Below are 16100 nucleotides of genomic sequence, written 5' to 3' on the forward strand. Positions count from 1 at the left end.
GATGCCCGCACCCCTAAACGAGTTCAAAGCAGCGCTTAAAGACGGCCGCACCCAGATCGGCCTCTGGGTGGCGCTCACCAGCGCCTATACGGCGGAGGTCTGCGCTGGCGCAGGCTACGATTGGCTGCTCATCGACGCCGAACATGCGCCCAACGATATCCAGACACTGGTTGCGCAGCTTCAGGCGCTGGCCAGATATCCGGTCCATGCGATCGTCCGGCCGCCGATCGGCGAAGCGTGGATGATCAAACAGATACTCGACATCGGTGCGCAAACCATTCTGGTACCGATGGTCGAGACCAAGGCGCAGGCCGAAGCCCTGGTGCGTGCCGTTCGCTATCCGCCGCACGGCATTCGCGGCGTCGGCGCCTCGCTTGCGCGTGCATCGGGTTTCAATCGCATTCCGAATTACCTTGAGACGGCCAATGACGAAGTCTGCCTGCTGTTGCAGATCGAGAGCCGGGCGGGTCTCGCCAATCTTGAAGAGATCGCCACGACCGAGGGTGTCGATGGCGTCTTCATCGGTCCCGCCGACCTCGCAGCCGACATGGGCTTTCTCGGCAAGCCGGGCGTGTCCGAGGTGCAGGCGGCGGTGGAAGATGCGCTCAGCCGCATCAAGGCCAATGGCAAGGCGGCAGGCATCCTGACCGCCGACCAGGGGCTGGCAAGGCGCTATGTCGAACTCGGCGCCAGTTTCGTCGGCATCGGCAGTGATGTCGGGCTACTGGCGAACTCGACGACGAAATTGCTCAATGAGTTCAAGGCGGACGGTGTTGCCGCTCAGGCGATTGGCTCTGCCGGTCAGGTGTATTAGGGACCCATAAGATCGTTTAAACGGCCCCTGCCGACGGCAGTTTCGCGCAGGGCCGAACGAAACCGATGTCCGGCGGAAATGCAACCCTACATATTAGGTGGTGCCGTTGGGGCGCCGGATACACGCCGGAATACCGGCTCTTGGCAACATGTTCGTACATGTTCGCACCTACCGCATATTTAATTCAGAGCGATAGTGAAGCGGCTGAGTGTTCGAAATCTCACTGCAACTGGCAGTCGGCTTTCTGACGCTGAGCGACGCGAAGGAACTGCCGCTTTCCCCTGTGCGCCAAGCGGATGGAGGGCCGCAACTGCCGTGGGTGCGCTTTGGCCTGCAACCAAGCCGCCAATGCGTCAGTTGTTGCCGTTTGACTGGGTCGGCCATCGGGCGCTGTTGTCAGACATCGCCGGCTCTGGATTGCGGGACTTTGCGAAGCATTTGAGATTTTCATCCGGACCGAGGAGCAGAGCATGAGCCTTGAAACGCCAAAGAAAGACCAATCGCCGAGTATCAATCGCCGTGACCTGCTCTTGGGCGGCACGATACTCGCCGCCGCGGCAGCAGCGGCCGGTGGCACCGCTGTCAGCAGTGCGCAGGCCCAGGAGGCTGGATCGACCGGCGCTGCAAAGACGCCGAACATCCTCGTCATCTTCGGCGACGACATCGGTATCCCGCAAATCAGCGCCTATACGATGGGGCTCATGGGATATCGCACCCCGAACATCGACCGCATCGCGGCCGAAGGTGCGATCTTTACCGACAGCTACGGCCAGCAGAGCTGCACGGCTGGCCGCGCCTCCTTCATCCTCGGCCAGGAACCGTTCCGCACCGGCCTCCTGACCATCGGCATGCCCGGTGATCCGCATGGTATCCAGGACTGGATGCCGACCATCGCCGATGTCATGAAATCGAAGGGTTATGCGACCGGCCAGTTCGGCAAGAACCATCTGGGCGACCGCGACGAGCACCTGCCGACCAAGCACGGCTTCGACGAGTTCTTCGGCAATCTCTACCACCTGAACGCCGAGGAAGAGCCGGAAGGTTATTTCTACCCGAAGGACGCCGAGTTCCGCAAACAATACGGCCCGCGCGGCGTCATCAAGTCCACGGCGGACGGCAAGATCGAAGATACCGGCCCGCTCAACACGAAGCGCATGGAAACGGTGGACGAAGAATTCCTGGCGGCGGCCAAGGACTTCATCGATCGCAAAGCGAAGGCTGACGAGCCGTTCTTCTGCTGGTTCAACTCGACGCGCATGCACATCTTCACCCACTTGAAAGCGGATTCGGTCGGCAAGACGGGCAAGGGCATCCATGCCGATGGCATGGTCGAGCATGACGGTCATGTCGGCCAGCTTCTGCAGCAGCTCGACGATCTTGGCATTACCGAGAATACGATCGTGCTCTACACGACCGACAACGGTGCAGAATTGGCGTTGTGGCCGGATGGTGCCATGACCATGTTCCATGGTGAAAAGGGTACGACCTGGGAAGGCGGTTTCCGCATTCCGATGATGGTACGCTGGCCGGGCGTCGTAAAGCCGGGCACGCAGATCAACGAGCCTGTCACTTTGATGGACTGGTTGCCGACCTTTGCAACCGCTGTCGGTATTTCCGACATCAAGGAACAGATGAAGACAGGCTATCAGGCGGGGAGCAAGACCTTCAAGGTGCACCTCGATGGTTTCGATCTCACCTCCCTTTTGAAGGGCGAGGCAAAGGGGCCGCCGCGCGAATCGGTCTATTACTTCGACCAGGGTGGCAACCTGAATGCCATTCGCTGGAACGACTGGAAGCTGGCTTTCGCCCAGTCCAGCGAAGGCAATATCGCGACCGCGACCCGCGAAATTACCAGTTGGGCGATGATCACCAACCTCCGCATGGACCCGTATGAAAAGGGTCTGAAGGAAGGTGGTGGCGCCATGGAGTTCCTGGGCCGCAACATGTGGCTGCTGGTCCCGATCCAGGGCAAGATCAAGGAGTTTTTCCAGGACTTCGACCAGTATCCGTTCCAGATGGGAAGCACGCTGAATGCCAGCGGCATTGGCTACGGCTGGCTGCAGCAGCAGGCGGCGCTGAAGAAACTCAACGCGCTGGAAGGGCTTGCGCCGCGCTGATCGGCAAGCCGAACATTACAAACAGGAGGGCGGGGCGTTTGCCTCGCCCTTTTTTGTCTCGACCGTCGTGGAGCATCGAACCTTCCGATACGTCTCCAGCGAAACCTGTGTCCGCTGAAAATTTTCTCGAAAACAATTCCACGGAAGGATCGGCGCAGCTGCGGGAAAACACGCGCGGGGAGACCGGCGCGGGTTGCCTCCCTCTGTATCCCCGCAAGGCATCGTGTTGCGCTTCGTGTGCGGCAATCTCGTTGGCGTTACGGGCTGTCCCAGCCGGGGTTGAGCTGCGGCAGGGCTTTGCCCCGCCAGCGGGCCGGTTTCGGGTCCGTCTTTGTCAACCAGGCGGCGCGGGCCTTTTTCAGGCCGGTATCCAGGCCGTGAGCATGGGCATGGGGCTTCCCGCCATAGATTGCCTGTTGCTGGCTGTCGTAGACCTTCACCGTCTGCTCGTCGGCATAGTGCAGCAGCCAGGACCGTAGCGGCATGATGCCCGTTTTGCGTGACCAGGCATCGAGCGCCTTGGCGATCCCGGCGGGCGAGCCGTCGTGGCAGGCCTGTTCGACAAGGCGGAAATAGGCGGCTTCGGATTGGCGCCTGTCGGACCGGCTTGTCTCCCAGGCCAGCTCCAGCTTTGAAAGGAGCCGGGCGAGAAGCCAGATGATCAGGCTGGTGGCAAGGGCTGCGGCGGTGGTAGCGCAGACCAGGAACCAGTTGAAGGGCGGTGCTTCCGGCTCCGGCTTCGGCGGTGCAAGGCCGGTCGTGGAGGCGGGGACCGCCGTGACGGAAACGCTGACGGCCGGTGCAGAGACGGTTTCGGTTTTCGCCGTTGCGGGATCCAGCCAGCTCAGCTCGATGGCCGGCAGGTCGTATTGACCGGCATCCGGGAAAAGATACTGCGCTACGTCCTTACGCACGCCGGCAATGGGTTGGCTTCGGGCGTCGGTTTCTTCCGAGAGCACCGGGTCCTGCGGGTAGATGCGGATACCCTGCGGCGCTGAAAATTCCGGCGCGGGGATCATCATGGCGCGCAGGCCTTCGGCTCGCACAGTGATGGTTCTGGTGAGGGTATCGCCGGCCTTGAGCGTCTTGGGATCTGGGTCCAGGTCTTGGCGGACGGTGACCTTGGAAGCGACGACGCCGGGAGAGCCTTCCGCACCGCCTGGCGCTGCAGCAACGGTGAAGCGGAGCTGCGGCAGGCTTGCCTTGCCCTGTGACATCTGGCCCGGAACGGCGGCATAGCCGAAGGTGATTTCGGCCGCCGGCAGGGTGAAGTCGCCATCTCTTCGGGGCACGACGATATAGGTGCGCCGGATGCCGGCATAGGGCGTGCCGTCGATCGTCTCGTTCAGGTTCAGCGCCTGTCCGTCCTGCAGGGTCACTGTTGCATCCGGCAGGCCGATGGCGGGAAACTGCGGCGGTTGCAGGAAATAATTCGGCACGAAGATATCGACATCGATCAGCACCTGCTGGCCGACATAGAGCGTGCCCTTCGACTGCAGCGCTGCCCGCGCGACCGGGTCTGCGGCAAGGGCCGGCGTTGCGATGGCGGTCCACCAGAACAGGAGTGCGAGAAGAATGGGCGGGGCGATTGACCGGCGGCTCATTGCGGCTTTTCCCCGGAAGCTTCGATCGAGAACTTGCGCGCCAAGAGCTGGGCAGGTGATACCTGGATATTGCGCATCCACATTTCGGCCGTCTGGGCCGCGACATTGACCTGGCCTTCCTTGCCTTTCTTGCCCTTGTCGTCGAACTGGATCTGGTCGGGGTCGAGGCCGGCCTGTTCCTGTTGCTGCTCTTCTTCCTGGTCGTCCTTTTCCTTCTTGCGCCGTTCGGCAAGCTTCAGGTTCGCCTTCGCCTCCGGCCATTCCGGCCGTTGTTTCAGGGCCTGTTGGTAGGCAGCGATGGCTTCCTCGGTCTTGTCTAGCTGCATCAGTGCGTTGCCCTGATTGTAATAGCTCTCGGGATCTGCCGATTGCGCAAAGGAATCGATGGCATCCTGATAGCGGCCGGCGCGGTAGAGCGCCGCCCCATGCCAGGCAGGACTGGCGAAATGTTCGGCGGCGGCAGCGTAGTCGCCGCGCAGAAAGGCGCGCTTGCCCTGCTGATCCGGCGTAAGCCAGGCATCGGCAAAATCGGCGGCTTTAGCCTGTGGTGCGGCGGCAAGCGGCAGTATGATGAGCATCAGCGCACCCAGCCAGTGGATCTTGTGGCCGCGGCGGAAGGTGAGCATGGTGAGCAGGGCGATGGGGATCGTCAGATACCAGCCGAAATCGCGCCAGCGCTGCAGGCCTTGGTCCGTCTTCTGGGTGAAAGCGCTCTGGATGCGGTGGACGATCCAGTCGATATCGGCATCGTCCAGCGTCACGGTCGCGACCTGCACTGACGAGGCCGATTGCAGTGCCTTCAGGGCATCGACGTCGAGCTTTGCCTGGACGCGGGCGCCGCTCGCATCGGTCAGATATTCGCCATTGCCGATCCTCACGGGGCCGCCCTCGGACGTGCCGACGCCGAGCACCATCAGGTCGTTACGGCCTTTGTATCCGGCAAAGGCGGAAAAGGCGGTGCGCTCGACGCCGTCGGTCATGAACAGGATCGTGCCGGGCGCGGTCTCGTCGGCGAAAGCCTTTTCGATGACATCGAGCGCCTTGGCGGTATCCTTACCCTTGACCGGCATCAGTGCCGGCGAGAGGGCGGCAAGATAGGTTGCGACAAGCGATGCATCGTCGGTGAGAGGCAGCACCATATGGGCCGAGCCGGCATAGGCGAAGAGCGCCGTGCGCGCACCCTTGCGCCGCTCCATAATGTCTTGCACTTTCAGCTTTACGCGATCGAGCCGGGTCGGCGAGATATCGGTCGCGTCCATCGTCGGGCCGAGATCGATGGCGATCGCAAGCGGTGCGCGGTCCTCGACGAAGGGCGGGCGTTCCTTTTCCCAGGTCGGTCCCGCCGCGGCGACGGCCGAAAGCGCCAGCAGTCCGGCAATGAGATGAACCGGCCGCAGGCCGCGGGTGGGGACGCGGTCGATCAGCAGATGGTCCAAGAGGTTCGGGGCGATGAGGTTTTTCCAGCGCGCCCGCATATCGCTCTGGCGGTCGAGCAGCCAGACGAGCAACAGCGCGGCAAGCACAACGAGCAGCCACCCCGGGCGAAGGAAATGGAAATCCGTGATCATGCCTCGGCTCCCCCGTCCTGCCTGTGGCCTGCATAGGCCGAAAGGGCCCACATCAAGAGATGATAGGCCAAAACGAGCAGGATCGCCGCGCCGAGCGGATAATGGAAAAGCTCGATGCGTGGCTGCCAGCTCAGCGTCTTCTGGTTGGCCGGGGTGATCTGGTCGAGCAGGGCATAGATATCGGCGAGCGCCTTCTCGTCGCCGCCGAAGAAGTAGCGACCGCCGGTGGTGGTGGCGATCTTTTCCAGCGTGGCGGGATCGAGCTTGTCCTCACCCGTTGCGTTCGGGTCGCCGATACCGACGGTGTGGATCAGGATGTGGTTTTGCTTGGCGATCCCGGCGGCCTTGTCCGGTGTCATCTTGCTGGCCGTGTCGTTACCGTCGGTCAGCGCGATCAGCACCTTGTCCGGCGCCTCACTCTTCGCGAAGAGCTTGATGGAAAGGCCGATGGCATCACCGAGGGCCGTGCGTGGCCCCGCCATGCCGGGCAGCGTATCGGCGAGCATCATGCGCATCGTGCCGTGGTCCATGGTGAAGGGCACCAGCGGATAGGGAGCATCGCCAAAGGCAATCAGCCCAAGGCGGTCGTTCGGCCGTTTGTCGATGAAATCGGCGACGACCTTCTTCACCGCCTCGACGCGCGCTTGCAGGTTGCCCTGCGGATCGCGGAAATCCCTGGTGTCCATGGATTGCGAGAGGTCGAGCGCCAGCATTAGGTCGCGCTGCGGCTCGGTCTTTTCGATCGGCGGCTCGACGAATTGCGGCCGCGCCAGCGCCAGCAGGACAAGCAGCCAGCAGATCGGCGCGATGATCTTCTGCAACAGATTGGCCCGGGGCACGACCGAGCCTTCGGTGGCGCCGAGGCCGGCGGCCTTGGTGATATCGTCGAAGAAGGGGATGCGCACGGCGGGCGTCTGCTCGCGATAGGGTGGCAGCAACCACCAGACGATCAGCGGCGCGGGCAGCAGGAGCAGCAGCCAGGGATAATCAAGGGTGTACATCGTGCCCCTCGATCCATTGGCGGGCGGCCGCAAAGCTGCGCTGCGCGGCAGCTTCATCCGGGGCGGCGCCGGCCAGCCGGTATTCCGCTTCGGCGAAGAAAGCGTAGCTCTCCGCATCGATCCTTGCCTTGCCGGCATGGGCTTTCAGAAACTCCACCCATGGCTCGCCGCTCAAGAACGCGACCTGTTCGCGCGGCCAGACGGCAAGGGCGGTGCGCTTGACGATGGCGGGCAGCGCAGCAAGCGCCTGCAGGCGTTCCGGCTCGGCGCCGATCCGGGCTTCGAGCACTGCGAGTTCGGCAAGCGCATCGCGCCGGTAGCGATTTTGCGCGCGGCGGTGCAGCCAGCGCCACAGCGCAAAGGCGAGTGCGAGAACCACAAGGCCCGCGAGCACGGCCCAGCCCCAGGTCGCCGGCATCATCGAAACGGGCGGCGGCAGGGAAATATCGGCCATCTGCCGAAGCGTGGCCTCAAGCATCGGGTCTTTCGGCGGTGTGGCCGGGTCCATCAGCGCCTCCCTTGCCGAAAGGAGAGTTGGCCGAGCAGGGCGCGCAGCTGTGGTGCGACTTCTTCCGCCGCGGATATGGCAAGCATGGGCAACCCCATGTCGCGCTGCCAGGAGCGCAGCTCGCGGCCGCGGTTGCGGGCGAAATTGTCGACCGCATCGCGCACCGAACTGCGCGAAAACTGAAGTTCCGCCTGCAGCGCGCCGCCGCTCACCACCATCTCGCCCTGGCGCGGCAGTTCGAGCAGGAAGGGGTCGTAGATCAGGATGCAGATGACGTCGTTTGCCACTGACATCTTCAGGAGAAGATCGCGGGTGGCGGTGCTGTGGCCGTCGAAATCAGAGACGACGATGACCAGGTGATCGTGCTGCGCGACGGCTGCGACCTTCGACAGGACGGCATCGAGCCGTGCCGGTGTTCTCGGCATGTCAGACGTGGCGCTGAGCGCATTGTTCTTCTTCGAGATCACTTCCGCGAACCGGATGACGGCTTCGCGGCTGCGGTGGGGGCGCAGCGTTTCCTCCTCGATATCGTTGAACACCAAACCGCCGACGCGGTCACCGAGCGCCGTCACGCGCCAGGCGCAAAGGGCCGCCGCTTCGGCGGCTGCGACCGATTTCAGGGAGCGGCGGCTGCCGAAGAACATATTGATGCGCTGATCGACGATGACGAGCGCCGGACGGTCCTTCTCTTCGTCATAGACGCGCACGAAAGGCTGGCCGGTGCGCGCAGTAACGCGCCAGTCGATGGTGCGGATGTCGTCGCCGGGAAGATAGTTGCGCAGCTCCTCGAAGCTTAAGCCCCGGCCGCGGATGCGCGATTCGTGACGGCCGGCAAGCAGGCGGTGCACCGGCGCCTTGCGCAGGAAGCTCAGGTCGCGGGCGATCGGCTCGAGGGCGGCGAGATCATCGACGCTGACATAGACGCCTTTCGTGCCGGCTTGCGTCGATCGCTTGATCCCCTTTGTCCGGCCAAGGGCGGGCAGAGAAATTGCCATTGCAGGTCCTTCCGGTCAGGCGGTCGCCACCTTCTCCAGGATCCGGTCGATCGCCTGATCCGCAGTCGTACCGCCGGCATGGGCCTCATAGGAAAGAACCAGCCGGTGGCGGAAGACATCGTGAACCGTCTGCTGCACGTCGTCGGGTGTCACGAAATCGCGGCCGTTCATCCAGGCACGGGTGCGGGAAACCTTGTCGAGACCGATGACGCCGCGCGGGCTGACGCCGACCTGCACCCATTTGGCAAGCTCGGCATCGATCTTGTCGGGGTAGCGGGTCGCCATGACCAATGCGACGATATAGTCCTCGATCGCCTTCGAGACGGTGATGCCGGTGATCTCCTTGCGCGCGCCGAGCACGACCTCGGCGGCGAGCTTCTGCGGTCCTTCGCTATGTGCCGCGGCCTGCTTTTCTTCCGAGCGCACCAGTTCCATGATCGCCGCTTCCGACTTGGCATCCGGGTAATCGACGCGGACATGCATCAAAAAACGGTCGAGCTGCGCTTCGGGCAGGGGATAGGTGCCCTCCTGTTCGATCGGGTTTTGCGTCGCCATGACGAGGAAAAGCTCCGGCAGCGGATGGCTCTTGCCGCCGACCGTCACCTGCCGCTCTTCCATCGCTTCGAGAAGGGCCGATTGCACCTTGGCCGGCGCGCGATTGATTTCGTCGGCGAGAATGAGATTGGAAAAGATCGGCCCTTCCTGGAACTTGAACTCGCCCTTGCCCTCGGCGCTGAAGTAGACCTCGGAGCCGGTAATGTCGGAAGGAAGAAGATCCGGCGTGAACTGGATACGGGAAAGCTCGGCCTGAAGGTTCTTGGCAAGGCTCTTGATCGCGCGGGTCTTGGCAAGGCCCGGCAGACCTTCCACCAGGAGATGCCCATTGGCAAGCAGGCCCATCAGCAGCCGCTCGATCATCGCCTCCTGGCCGATGATCGACTGCCCGATGCGTTTGCCGAGCGCCTGAATGTCTTCCCGATGTGCCATCATGTTTCCCCGATATTCGTCAAGCGGCCTAATTCGTGATTGCGAGGCGTTTTCCCGCTTCTACTCGGGAAACAGGAACGTGATGCCCGCCCGTATGCCCCAACCCTTGGGACCGTTGTCAGGCGATTGTGCCCAATAGCGGGCGCCGAGCTGCAGGCTGACAGGTTGCGCGCCGAACTTGGTCAGCTTTGCGACCGAGGCATTGATCGGCACGCTCCACTGGTCGTTCTTCCAGTCATAGGTGCTTTCCGTATTGAGCGCGAAGGTCCAGGCAGTCGGCGTGGTGTAGGAGAGGAAGGGCTGCAGAAAGGTCGAGCTAACGTCGTCGCGATTATGATCGCCGGCGGCGGACCAGATATGGTTGGCGAGCACGCCGTAGGTCCAGTGGCCTTCCTGCTTCAGCAGAACCGCGGTCGGCCCCACCCCCCATTTTTCACCGCCGAGCAATTCATCTGTCGCGGTCGGCAAAAGGAACGCTGGCCCCACGCCCCAGATGATGCCGCCGGCTGTCGGCTGCTTCGGTGAAAAGAAGAAGCTCTGCAGCGTATCGCCAAGACCGAACTGTGTGCCGGAATTGCCGGCGATGTCGTTCTGCCAGGTGACGGGGACGATGGTGCGTGAAATGAGGTTCCAGTCTTCGTTCAGCGAGATGGGAATGACAGGCTGGATATTCATCACCGCCTTGTCGCCATCTTGCGGACCGTAACCGTGGTCGTAATTGAACTGCAGCGGAACGCTGATCAGCGAGGAAACAGGATTGGAAAGCTGCTTGGCAAGATCGGCGTCTTCGGCCCAGACAGAAGGCGCCAAGGCGAACACCATCGCGGCGAGTATTCCACTCCGGCGAAACCTTAACATCGGCACCTTCGACCTCTTACAAATGCAGCGCGTTGTCCGGTGCAGTTCGAATGCGTTCTCCTGCCCGGCCGGCCCCTCAAGCGCAATCCTATTATCGGAAACCAATTCTGCCAAACACCGGATTCTGATTTTCCCATTGAAAATAGTCAGCTTTTTTCCGCGCGCGATAGGTACGAACAGGTGCGAACCTGTAACATTTTAGCGAAAGATGAGTTCGTCAGTCATTTTATTGGCAACCAAATCGCTCCACAAGCTGAAATTGTGCTGGATTTCAACGCGACTTCGAAGTTGAATGCGCGGGCCTCAAGGATAGGCCAGTTGCGGGGGATGTCGCCATGCCGACAGGGTTGCCGAACGAGAATATCCAGGTACGTTCAGGTCCCGCGCCGGCCCCGGAATGCGTCGCGGGAGAGCTGGACCGAATTCTTGAAAGTGCGGCTTTCAAGGCCACGCCGCGGCGCAAGAAGCTGTTGCGCTATCTGGTCGAGGAGACGCTTGCCGGCCGCGGACGCGAGCTGAAGGGTTACACGATCGCAACCCTCGTCTTCGGTCGCGACGACAGTTTCGATCCGCAAACCGACCCTGTGGTACGGTTGGAAGCACGCCGTCTGCGGCATGATCTCGACGGCTATTATGTTTCGGCCGGGCGCGGCAACCCGCTGCGAATATCGATTCCAAAAGGGCAATACGCGCCGGTGGTCGAACAGCCGGATGCTTCCTCCGCTCCGTTGCCTGCAACGGAGGCGTCCGGCGCCGGCGATGCGAAGGATGTGGTGTTCCAGGCAGCTCCGCCGTTTCGCCGTGCCATCCTGGCGGTGCTTGCCGCTATCGCCCTTTTCGCCGGCGTGATCGTTTACGCCCATGTGAGATCGGACATGGAAACGGCGGACGGCCGTCGGGACGAAAAGGGTGCATCGCTCGTCGTGCTGCCTTTCGAAGCGAATGGCAACAACTCCAAAAATGCCCTGCTGGGCGATGGCATGGCCGACGAAATCATGGCCAGTATCAACCGGTTTGGGAGCGTTCGCCTCTATTTGCCATCCGGCAAGGAGAAAAACCTGCCCGGAAGGGATCCCATTGAAATAGGCAGGGACCTCAGTCTGTCCTATGTCGTGAACGGCACCATCGACCTGGATGACGGCGATCAGTCGCTGCGGGTCAATGCCCGTCTGATCGACGTGCAGACGCAGCGCATCCTCTGGATCGGCAGTTATGATCGAGACTATACGGCAAGCTCGTTGCGCTCCGTGCAACAGGAGATCGCCCACGCGATCGCGTCGGCCCTGGGGCAGCCCTATGGTGTGCTGCGCAATGCCGATGCCGGCCGGATAACCGACCCGACGGCGATGTCGAGTTACGAGTGCGTCTTGCAGGCCTATACCTATCGATGGTCTCTGACGCAGGCGCTGCACACGCCCGTTTTGGCTTGCCTTGAGAAAGCCGTCCAACGCGATCCGCATTATGTGGATGCCTGGGCGATGCTGGCCTGGCTCTATATGGATGAGGGGCGCTTCGGCTGGAGCCAGAAGGGGGCGCCGGAAGCTGCCTATCGCCGTGCCATATCGACGGCGCGCCACGCGCTTGCACTGGACCGCAACAACATACCGGCGCTGAAGGCACTGTCCTCTACCCTGCACTATATGGGCGATTATGCCCAAAGCGAGCGCGTCCAGCGCCAGGCTCTTGCGCTCAACCCCAACGATCCCGACACGCTTGCCCAGCTTGGCTGGCGGCTGGCCGTGCGCGGCAATTTCGATGAAGGCATTCCGTTCCTGAAGCGGGCCATTGAGCGCTCCGTCAACCCGCCCGGCTGGTATTACCACCTGATTGCGATCGACCTGTATCTGCGCGGGGATTACGAGGAGACGCTTGCGGCGGCCCAACGTTCCACGATCGACGGGTCTGGAATCAGCTGGTCGCTCGTCGCCATTGCCGAGGCCGCGCTCGGCCAAAAGGACGAGGCACGCGCGGCGCTCGCGAAGATGGCGGAAAAGTCTCCCCTGCTCGCGCGCGACCCGGCCGCCGTCTATCGCCGCCACCAGGCGATCGATCGCATCGTCGATGCTCTGGTTTCCGGACTGCACAGGGCGGGATTGCACGAGATGGCCGCGACCACAAACCCGGCCTAATACCAAGTCTCGATGATAGAGACTTGGTATTGGATAGCGGGGCAGGCGTTATCGCCGGACGATGCAGCGGAAGCCGACATGGCTTGTCGAGGTATCGATCTCCTGCGCATGGCGAGCGGCGGGGCGATAGCGCCGGCAATAGTTGGGCGCGCAGAGATGCGAGCCGCCCTTCAGCACCTTGCGGGGAATGGCAAGCTGAGCCTGGGCCGGATTGAAGCTGCCCTCAGGATCGAGATTGCGCGGATTGGAGGGAATGCAGCAGGGCTTTGCCGCTGCTTCCGGGTGGCGCGTCGTCCAGAAGTCCGTGGTCCATTCCCAGGTGTTGCCGATCATGTCGTAGAGGCCGTAGCCATTCGGTGGATAGGAGCGGATCGGCGATGTGCGCTCAAACCCGTCTTCCAACAGGTTCTGGCTGGGAAAGCCGCCCTGCCATGTGTTGGCCATGTGCTTGCCGCCGGGGGTCAGCTCGTCGCCCCAGGCGAATTCCACCTGCTCGAGCCCGCCGCGGGCGGCAAATTCCCATTCCGCTTCGGTCGGCAGTTCCTTTCCCGCCCAGGCGGCATAGGCTTCGGCATCGCTAAAGGCGATATGGACGACAGGGTGGTCAAGAATATTGCCGATGCTGCTCTTGCGGCCGAGCGGCCGGCGCCATGTGGCGCCGTGGGTGAACACCCACCATTGCGAGATATCGCGGCTCTGCAGCGGCTTCGTCGGCGGCGTGAAGACGAGAGAGCCGGCGCGCAGGTTCTGCGGCGGCGCGCCGGGATAGCTGCGCGCCTCGATCCGTTTTTCGGCGAAAGTGACGTAGCCGGTCGCATTGACGAAGGCGAGAAACTCCCCGTTCGTCACCGGCGCTTCGTCCATCCAGAAACTGTCGACCTTGACGGGATGGGCAGGCGCTTCCTCTGGATAGTGATCGTTCGACCCCATCATGAAGGTGCCGCCTTCGATCCGGATCATGCCAATCCGGGCGGTTTCCTGGTCGATGCGGATTTCCGATGTCTGCATGTCTTTCTTCCTGCGCTTCACCGTTGACGCCAAGGCGGATTGCCCCGCATGCGAGGCTCACCCTCGGCTGTGCTACTTCACGCCGTCCGTGGCCGCCGTCGTCTGCTTGTCGCCTTTTTTCGCGTGTTCAGCCAGCATGTCATAGGCGACATAGTATTTGTAGATGTTGCTGACATATTGCACGGTTTCACGCCCGACGACGGCGGCGGCGCCGTTTTCGACATTGCCGAACCAGATATTCGGATCGAGACCCATCTCGCTTGCCTTGGCGCGGAACTTGTGCAGGTTGCCCGGACCGGCATTGTAGGCCGCAAAGGCAAAGAGCAACTGCTCGCGCGGAGGCAGGTTCGGGTCGGCGATATAGGTGTCGATCAGATAGCGCAGGTACTTGCTTCCCGCCTCGACGTTGCGGTCCGCTGACGATATATCCTTGATGCCGACGGCTTTGTCGGAGGCGGTCGCGGGCAGGAGCTGCATGATGCCGACAGCGCCGCGCGGACTGCGACGCGATTGGTCGAGCTGTGATTCCTGATAACCCTGAGCGATCACCATCAGGTAGTCGAAGGAATATTCGCCGGCGTGCTTGCGGAAGATGTCGACGAGCTTTTTGAATTTCTCCATCTCGGCCGGCGAATAGGCGCGGCGCACCATCTTGTCGCTTTTGTAGTAGCGGCCCCGCAGAATGTTGCCGAAGGTGGTGCCGATCTTGTGGTCTTTGGCAAAGGCATCGAGCTTCGCCTTGAGGAGCGGGCTTTCCTTGCGGATTGCCCAGGCGACCTGGCCATCGGTGTTGATGGCGATGTCGTTGCGAACAGTGATGTGGGGGAAGACGCCCTTCCAGATCGCCGCCTTGTAGTCATCGACGACAACCCATGGCAGGAGCCCGGCATCGGTCATCTCCAGCAGGTCCTCGTCCTCGAGGTTTTCGTCCATCGGCATCAGCGTTATTTCGGGCTTGCCTTCGGTGCGGCGCTTGTCGTTCAGCGCCGACAGATGCTCGTAGTAGCTGCTGGAAACGCGCAACCGGATTTCCTTGCCGCCGAGATCGTCGAGGGTCTTGATGCCCGGAGCGCCTGGTCCCGTCACCAGAACTTCGGATGCCTTGGCGTAGAGCGGAGCTGAAAAATCCACCTCCGCCTGGCGCGCAGGCGTGATCGTCAGGTTGGCCATGACGATGTCGCCGCGACCGTCGTTGAGGGCGGCAAGCAGTTCGTCGCGCGCCACCGGCACGAAGGCGACACGGATTTTCTCGATCTCCTTCTTCTTGCCTGCGTTCAACACCTTTTGAAACTCGGTGCCGAATTCGACGGCGGTGCCGTATTGCGCGCCCTTGTCGATGAAGTAGATGGTCTTGCTGAAAGGCACTATGATGCGCACCAGCCGACGCTTTTCCATCGCATCGAAATCATCGGTGAACTTGCCCATCAGAAGAGGCGTTTCCTGGCCCAGAGCTGAGCCAGGACGAAGGCTCATGCCGGCGATCCCGCACAGCATCAGGAGCATGACGAGAAGCCGGTTTGCCATGGAACACCCTGTCAGTCTTCGACGACCTGCCAGTCGTCGTTCGGGTTGAACGTCTCGATTTTAGCTGCGATATCCGATGTTTTGTCGCCAAGATCGGCTTCGTAGACAATGCCGCTCTTGTTGACGACGAAGGTCTTCACGCCGCTGATGCCATAGTGGATGGGCCAGGCCACAGCGGCGAAACCTGCGATCATGTTGCCATTGATGACATAGTCGTAGGCGCCACCGGCGATGGCGTTACCCTGACGGGTGAGGATGCGGTAGCGGTAACCATTGAAGCCGGCACCGGCCTTGGCCGCCTTCAGGGCCTTTTCATCGGCAAGCGCCGGTCCAGCAGGGCTTTCCTCGCCGCCAAAGGCTTCGGCCGGCCAGTAGAGCCCGTCCTGCGTGCCCTCGCTGCTGATGAACTTGCGGGCATATTCCAGAACCCCATCGCCATCATGGTCGGCAAGCGCATAGGTCTCCTGGGCGCTGACATAGGCGCGCATGGTGTCGATGGTCGCCAGTTCGTCTTCGCCGACCCGGCGGTTTGCGACCTCTTCCAGCCCGACATAGGTGTCAAAAGCCCATTTTCCATCGTCACCCTTGGCGATCGGGAAGGGGAAGGGCCAGCGTTCGGTGCCGACCTCGATGACCTTGCGGTTGTTGACATCCGTCAGAGCGAGTTTTTCTTTGGCGCCGGCCTTGATTGCCGCAAAGGCGTCCGCCACGCCGGCACTGTCGGCGATCTTGGCTGCATCGAGGCCGAGCAGGGCCGCGAGCTTGGCGACATCTCCGCCTTCGAGCGTGGACTTGAAGGCCGCGAGCGCCTCTTCCGGCGTGGCGAAAATCGGTGGATCCTGTGGCGAGATATAGGCCGAGATCGGGGTATCGGCGCCCGCATCCTGTGCGTGGACGGCCGGCGCCAGTGCTGCTGTGGCGATTACCACGGCGCAGGACAGGGAGCGAAGCAAGATTTTATGGCAAGATGGCATGGTCATGTTCTCC

At 62.1% G+C, this 16100-nt stretch carries 13 protein-coding genes; 3 read left to right on the forward strand and 10 right to left on the reverse strand.

The genetic code is table 11. The features are described 5' to 3' along the window. Position 1 precedes the first annotated feature (1 nt). Positions 2-814, forward strand: coding sequence for a 4-hydroxy-2-oxoheptanedioate aldolase (hpaI, locus tag AC1D17_RS00300; protein WP_477563444.1), 813 nt, complete (start codon positions 2-4; stop codon positions 812-814). 470 nt (positions 815-1284) lie between these two features. Further along, positions 1285-2931, forward strand: coding sequence for an arylsulfatase (locus AC1D17_RS00305; RefSeq protein ID WP_477563445.1), 1647 nt, complete (start codon positions 1285-1287; stop codon positions 2929-2931). Between the two features lie 257 nt (positions 2932-3188). Here the strand turns inward: AC1D17_RS00305 and AC1D17_RS00310 are convergent, their stop codons facing one another. From AC1D17_RS00310 to AC1D17_RS00340, 7 genes are read right to left on the reverse strand one after another with little or no spacing between them, the layout of a single operon-like run. Beyond that, the gene (locus tag AC1D17_RS00310) at positions 3189-4535 is read right to left on the reverse strand and encodes a BatD family protein (RefSeq protein WP_477563446.1); all 1347 of its coding nucleotides are present in this window, start codon (positions 4533-4535) and stop codon (positions 3189-3191) included. After that, complete coding sequence (locus tag AC1D17_RS00315; protein ID WP_477563447.1) at positions 4532-6103, reverse strand: VWA domain-containing protein; 1572 nt, start codon at positions 6101-6103, stop codon at positions 4532-4534. The genes AC1D17_RS00310 and AC1D17_RS00315 overlap by 4 nt, the downstream gene beginning before the upstream one ends. Then, complete coding sequence (locus AC1D17_RS00320; protein WP_477563448.1) at positions 6100-7104, reverse strand: vWA domain-containing protein; 1005 nt, start codon at positions 7102-7104, stop codon at positions 6100-6102. Before AC1D17_RS00320 ends, AC1D17_RS00315 begins: the two co-directional genes overlap by 4 nt. Next, positions 7091-7612 carry a DUF4381 domain-containing protein gene (locus AC1D17_RS00325; RefSeq protein WP_477563449.1) on the reverse strand — a complete coding sequence of 174 codons (522 nt, stop codon included), beginning with the start codon at positions 7610-7612 and terminating at the stop codon, positions 7091-7093. Before AC1D17_RS00325 ends, AC1D17_RS00320 begins: the two co-directional genes overlap by 14 nt. Beyond that, on the reverse strand, positions 7612-8607 hold the full coding sequence (locus AC1D17_RS00330; RefSeq protein WP_477563450.1) for a DUF58 domain-containing protein: 996 nt from the start codon (positions 8605-8607) through the stop codon (positions 7612-7614). Before AC1D17_RS00330 ends, AC1D17_RS00325 begins: the two co-directional genes overlap by 1 nt. Before the next feature lie 15 nt (positions 8608-8622). Then, positions 8623-9594 (reverse strand): AAA family ATPase, encoded by a 972-nt coding sequence (locus AC1D17_RS00335; protein WP_477563451.1) that lies wholly within the window; start codon positions 9592-9594, stop codon positions 8623-8625. Positions 9595-9654: 60 nt separating this feature from the next. After that, positions 9655-10416, reverse strand: coding sequence for a transporter (locus AC1D17_RS00340; protein ID WP_477563452.1), 762 nt, complete (start codon positions 10414-10416; stop codon positions 9655-9657). 371 nt (positions 10417-10787) lie between these two features. On the opposite strand from AC1D17_RS00340, the gene AC1D17_RS00345 reads away from it, so the two are divergent. Next, positions 10788-12581: a tetratricopeptide repeat protein gene (locus AC1D17_RS00345; RefSeq protein ID WP_477563453.1), complete on the forward strand. Its 1794-nt coding sequence runs from the start codon at positions 10788-10790 to the stop codon at positions 12579-12581. 48 nt (positions 12582-12629) lie between these two features. Here the strand turns inward: AC1D17_RS00345 and AC1D17_RS00350 are convergent, their stop codons facing one another. The 3 genes from AC1D17_RS00350 to AC1D17_RS00360 all read right to left on the reverse strand — a co-directional run bounded on the left by AC1D17_RS00350 (position 12630) and on the right by AC1D17_RS00360 (position 16087). After that, on the reverse strand, positions 12630-13541 hold the full coding sequence (locus AC1D17_RS00350; protein ID WP_477563834.1) for a formylglycine-generating enzyme family protein: 912 nt from the start codon (positions 13539-13541) through the stop codon (positions 12630-12632). 120 nt (positions 13542-13661) lie between these two features. Then, entirely contained in the window at positions 13662-15113 is a 1452-nt protein-coding gene (locus AC1D17_RS00355) for an MltF family protein (RefSeq protein ID WP_477563454.1), read from the reverse strand. 11 nt (positions 15114-15124) lie between these two features. After that, on the reverse strand, positions 15125-16087 hold the full coding sequence (locus AC1D17_RS00360; protein WP_477563835.1) for a DUF2950 family protein: 963 nt from the start codon (positions 16085-16087) through the stop codon (positions 15125-15127). Between the last annotated feature and the right edge of the window lie 13 nt (positions 16088-16100).

The sequence above is a fragment of the Pararhizobium sp. P1_E7 genome (assembly GCF_056405855.1).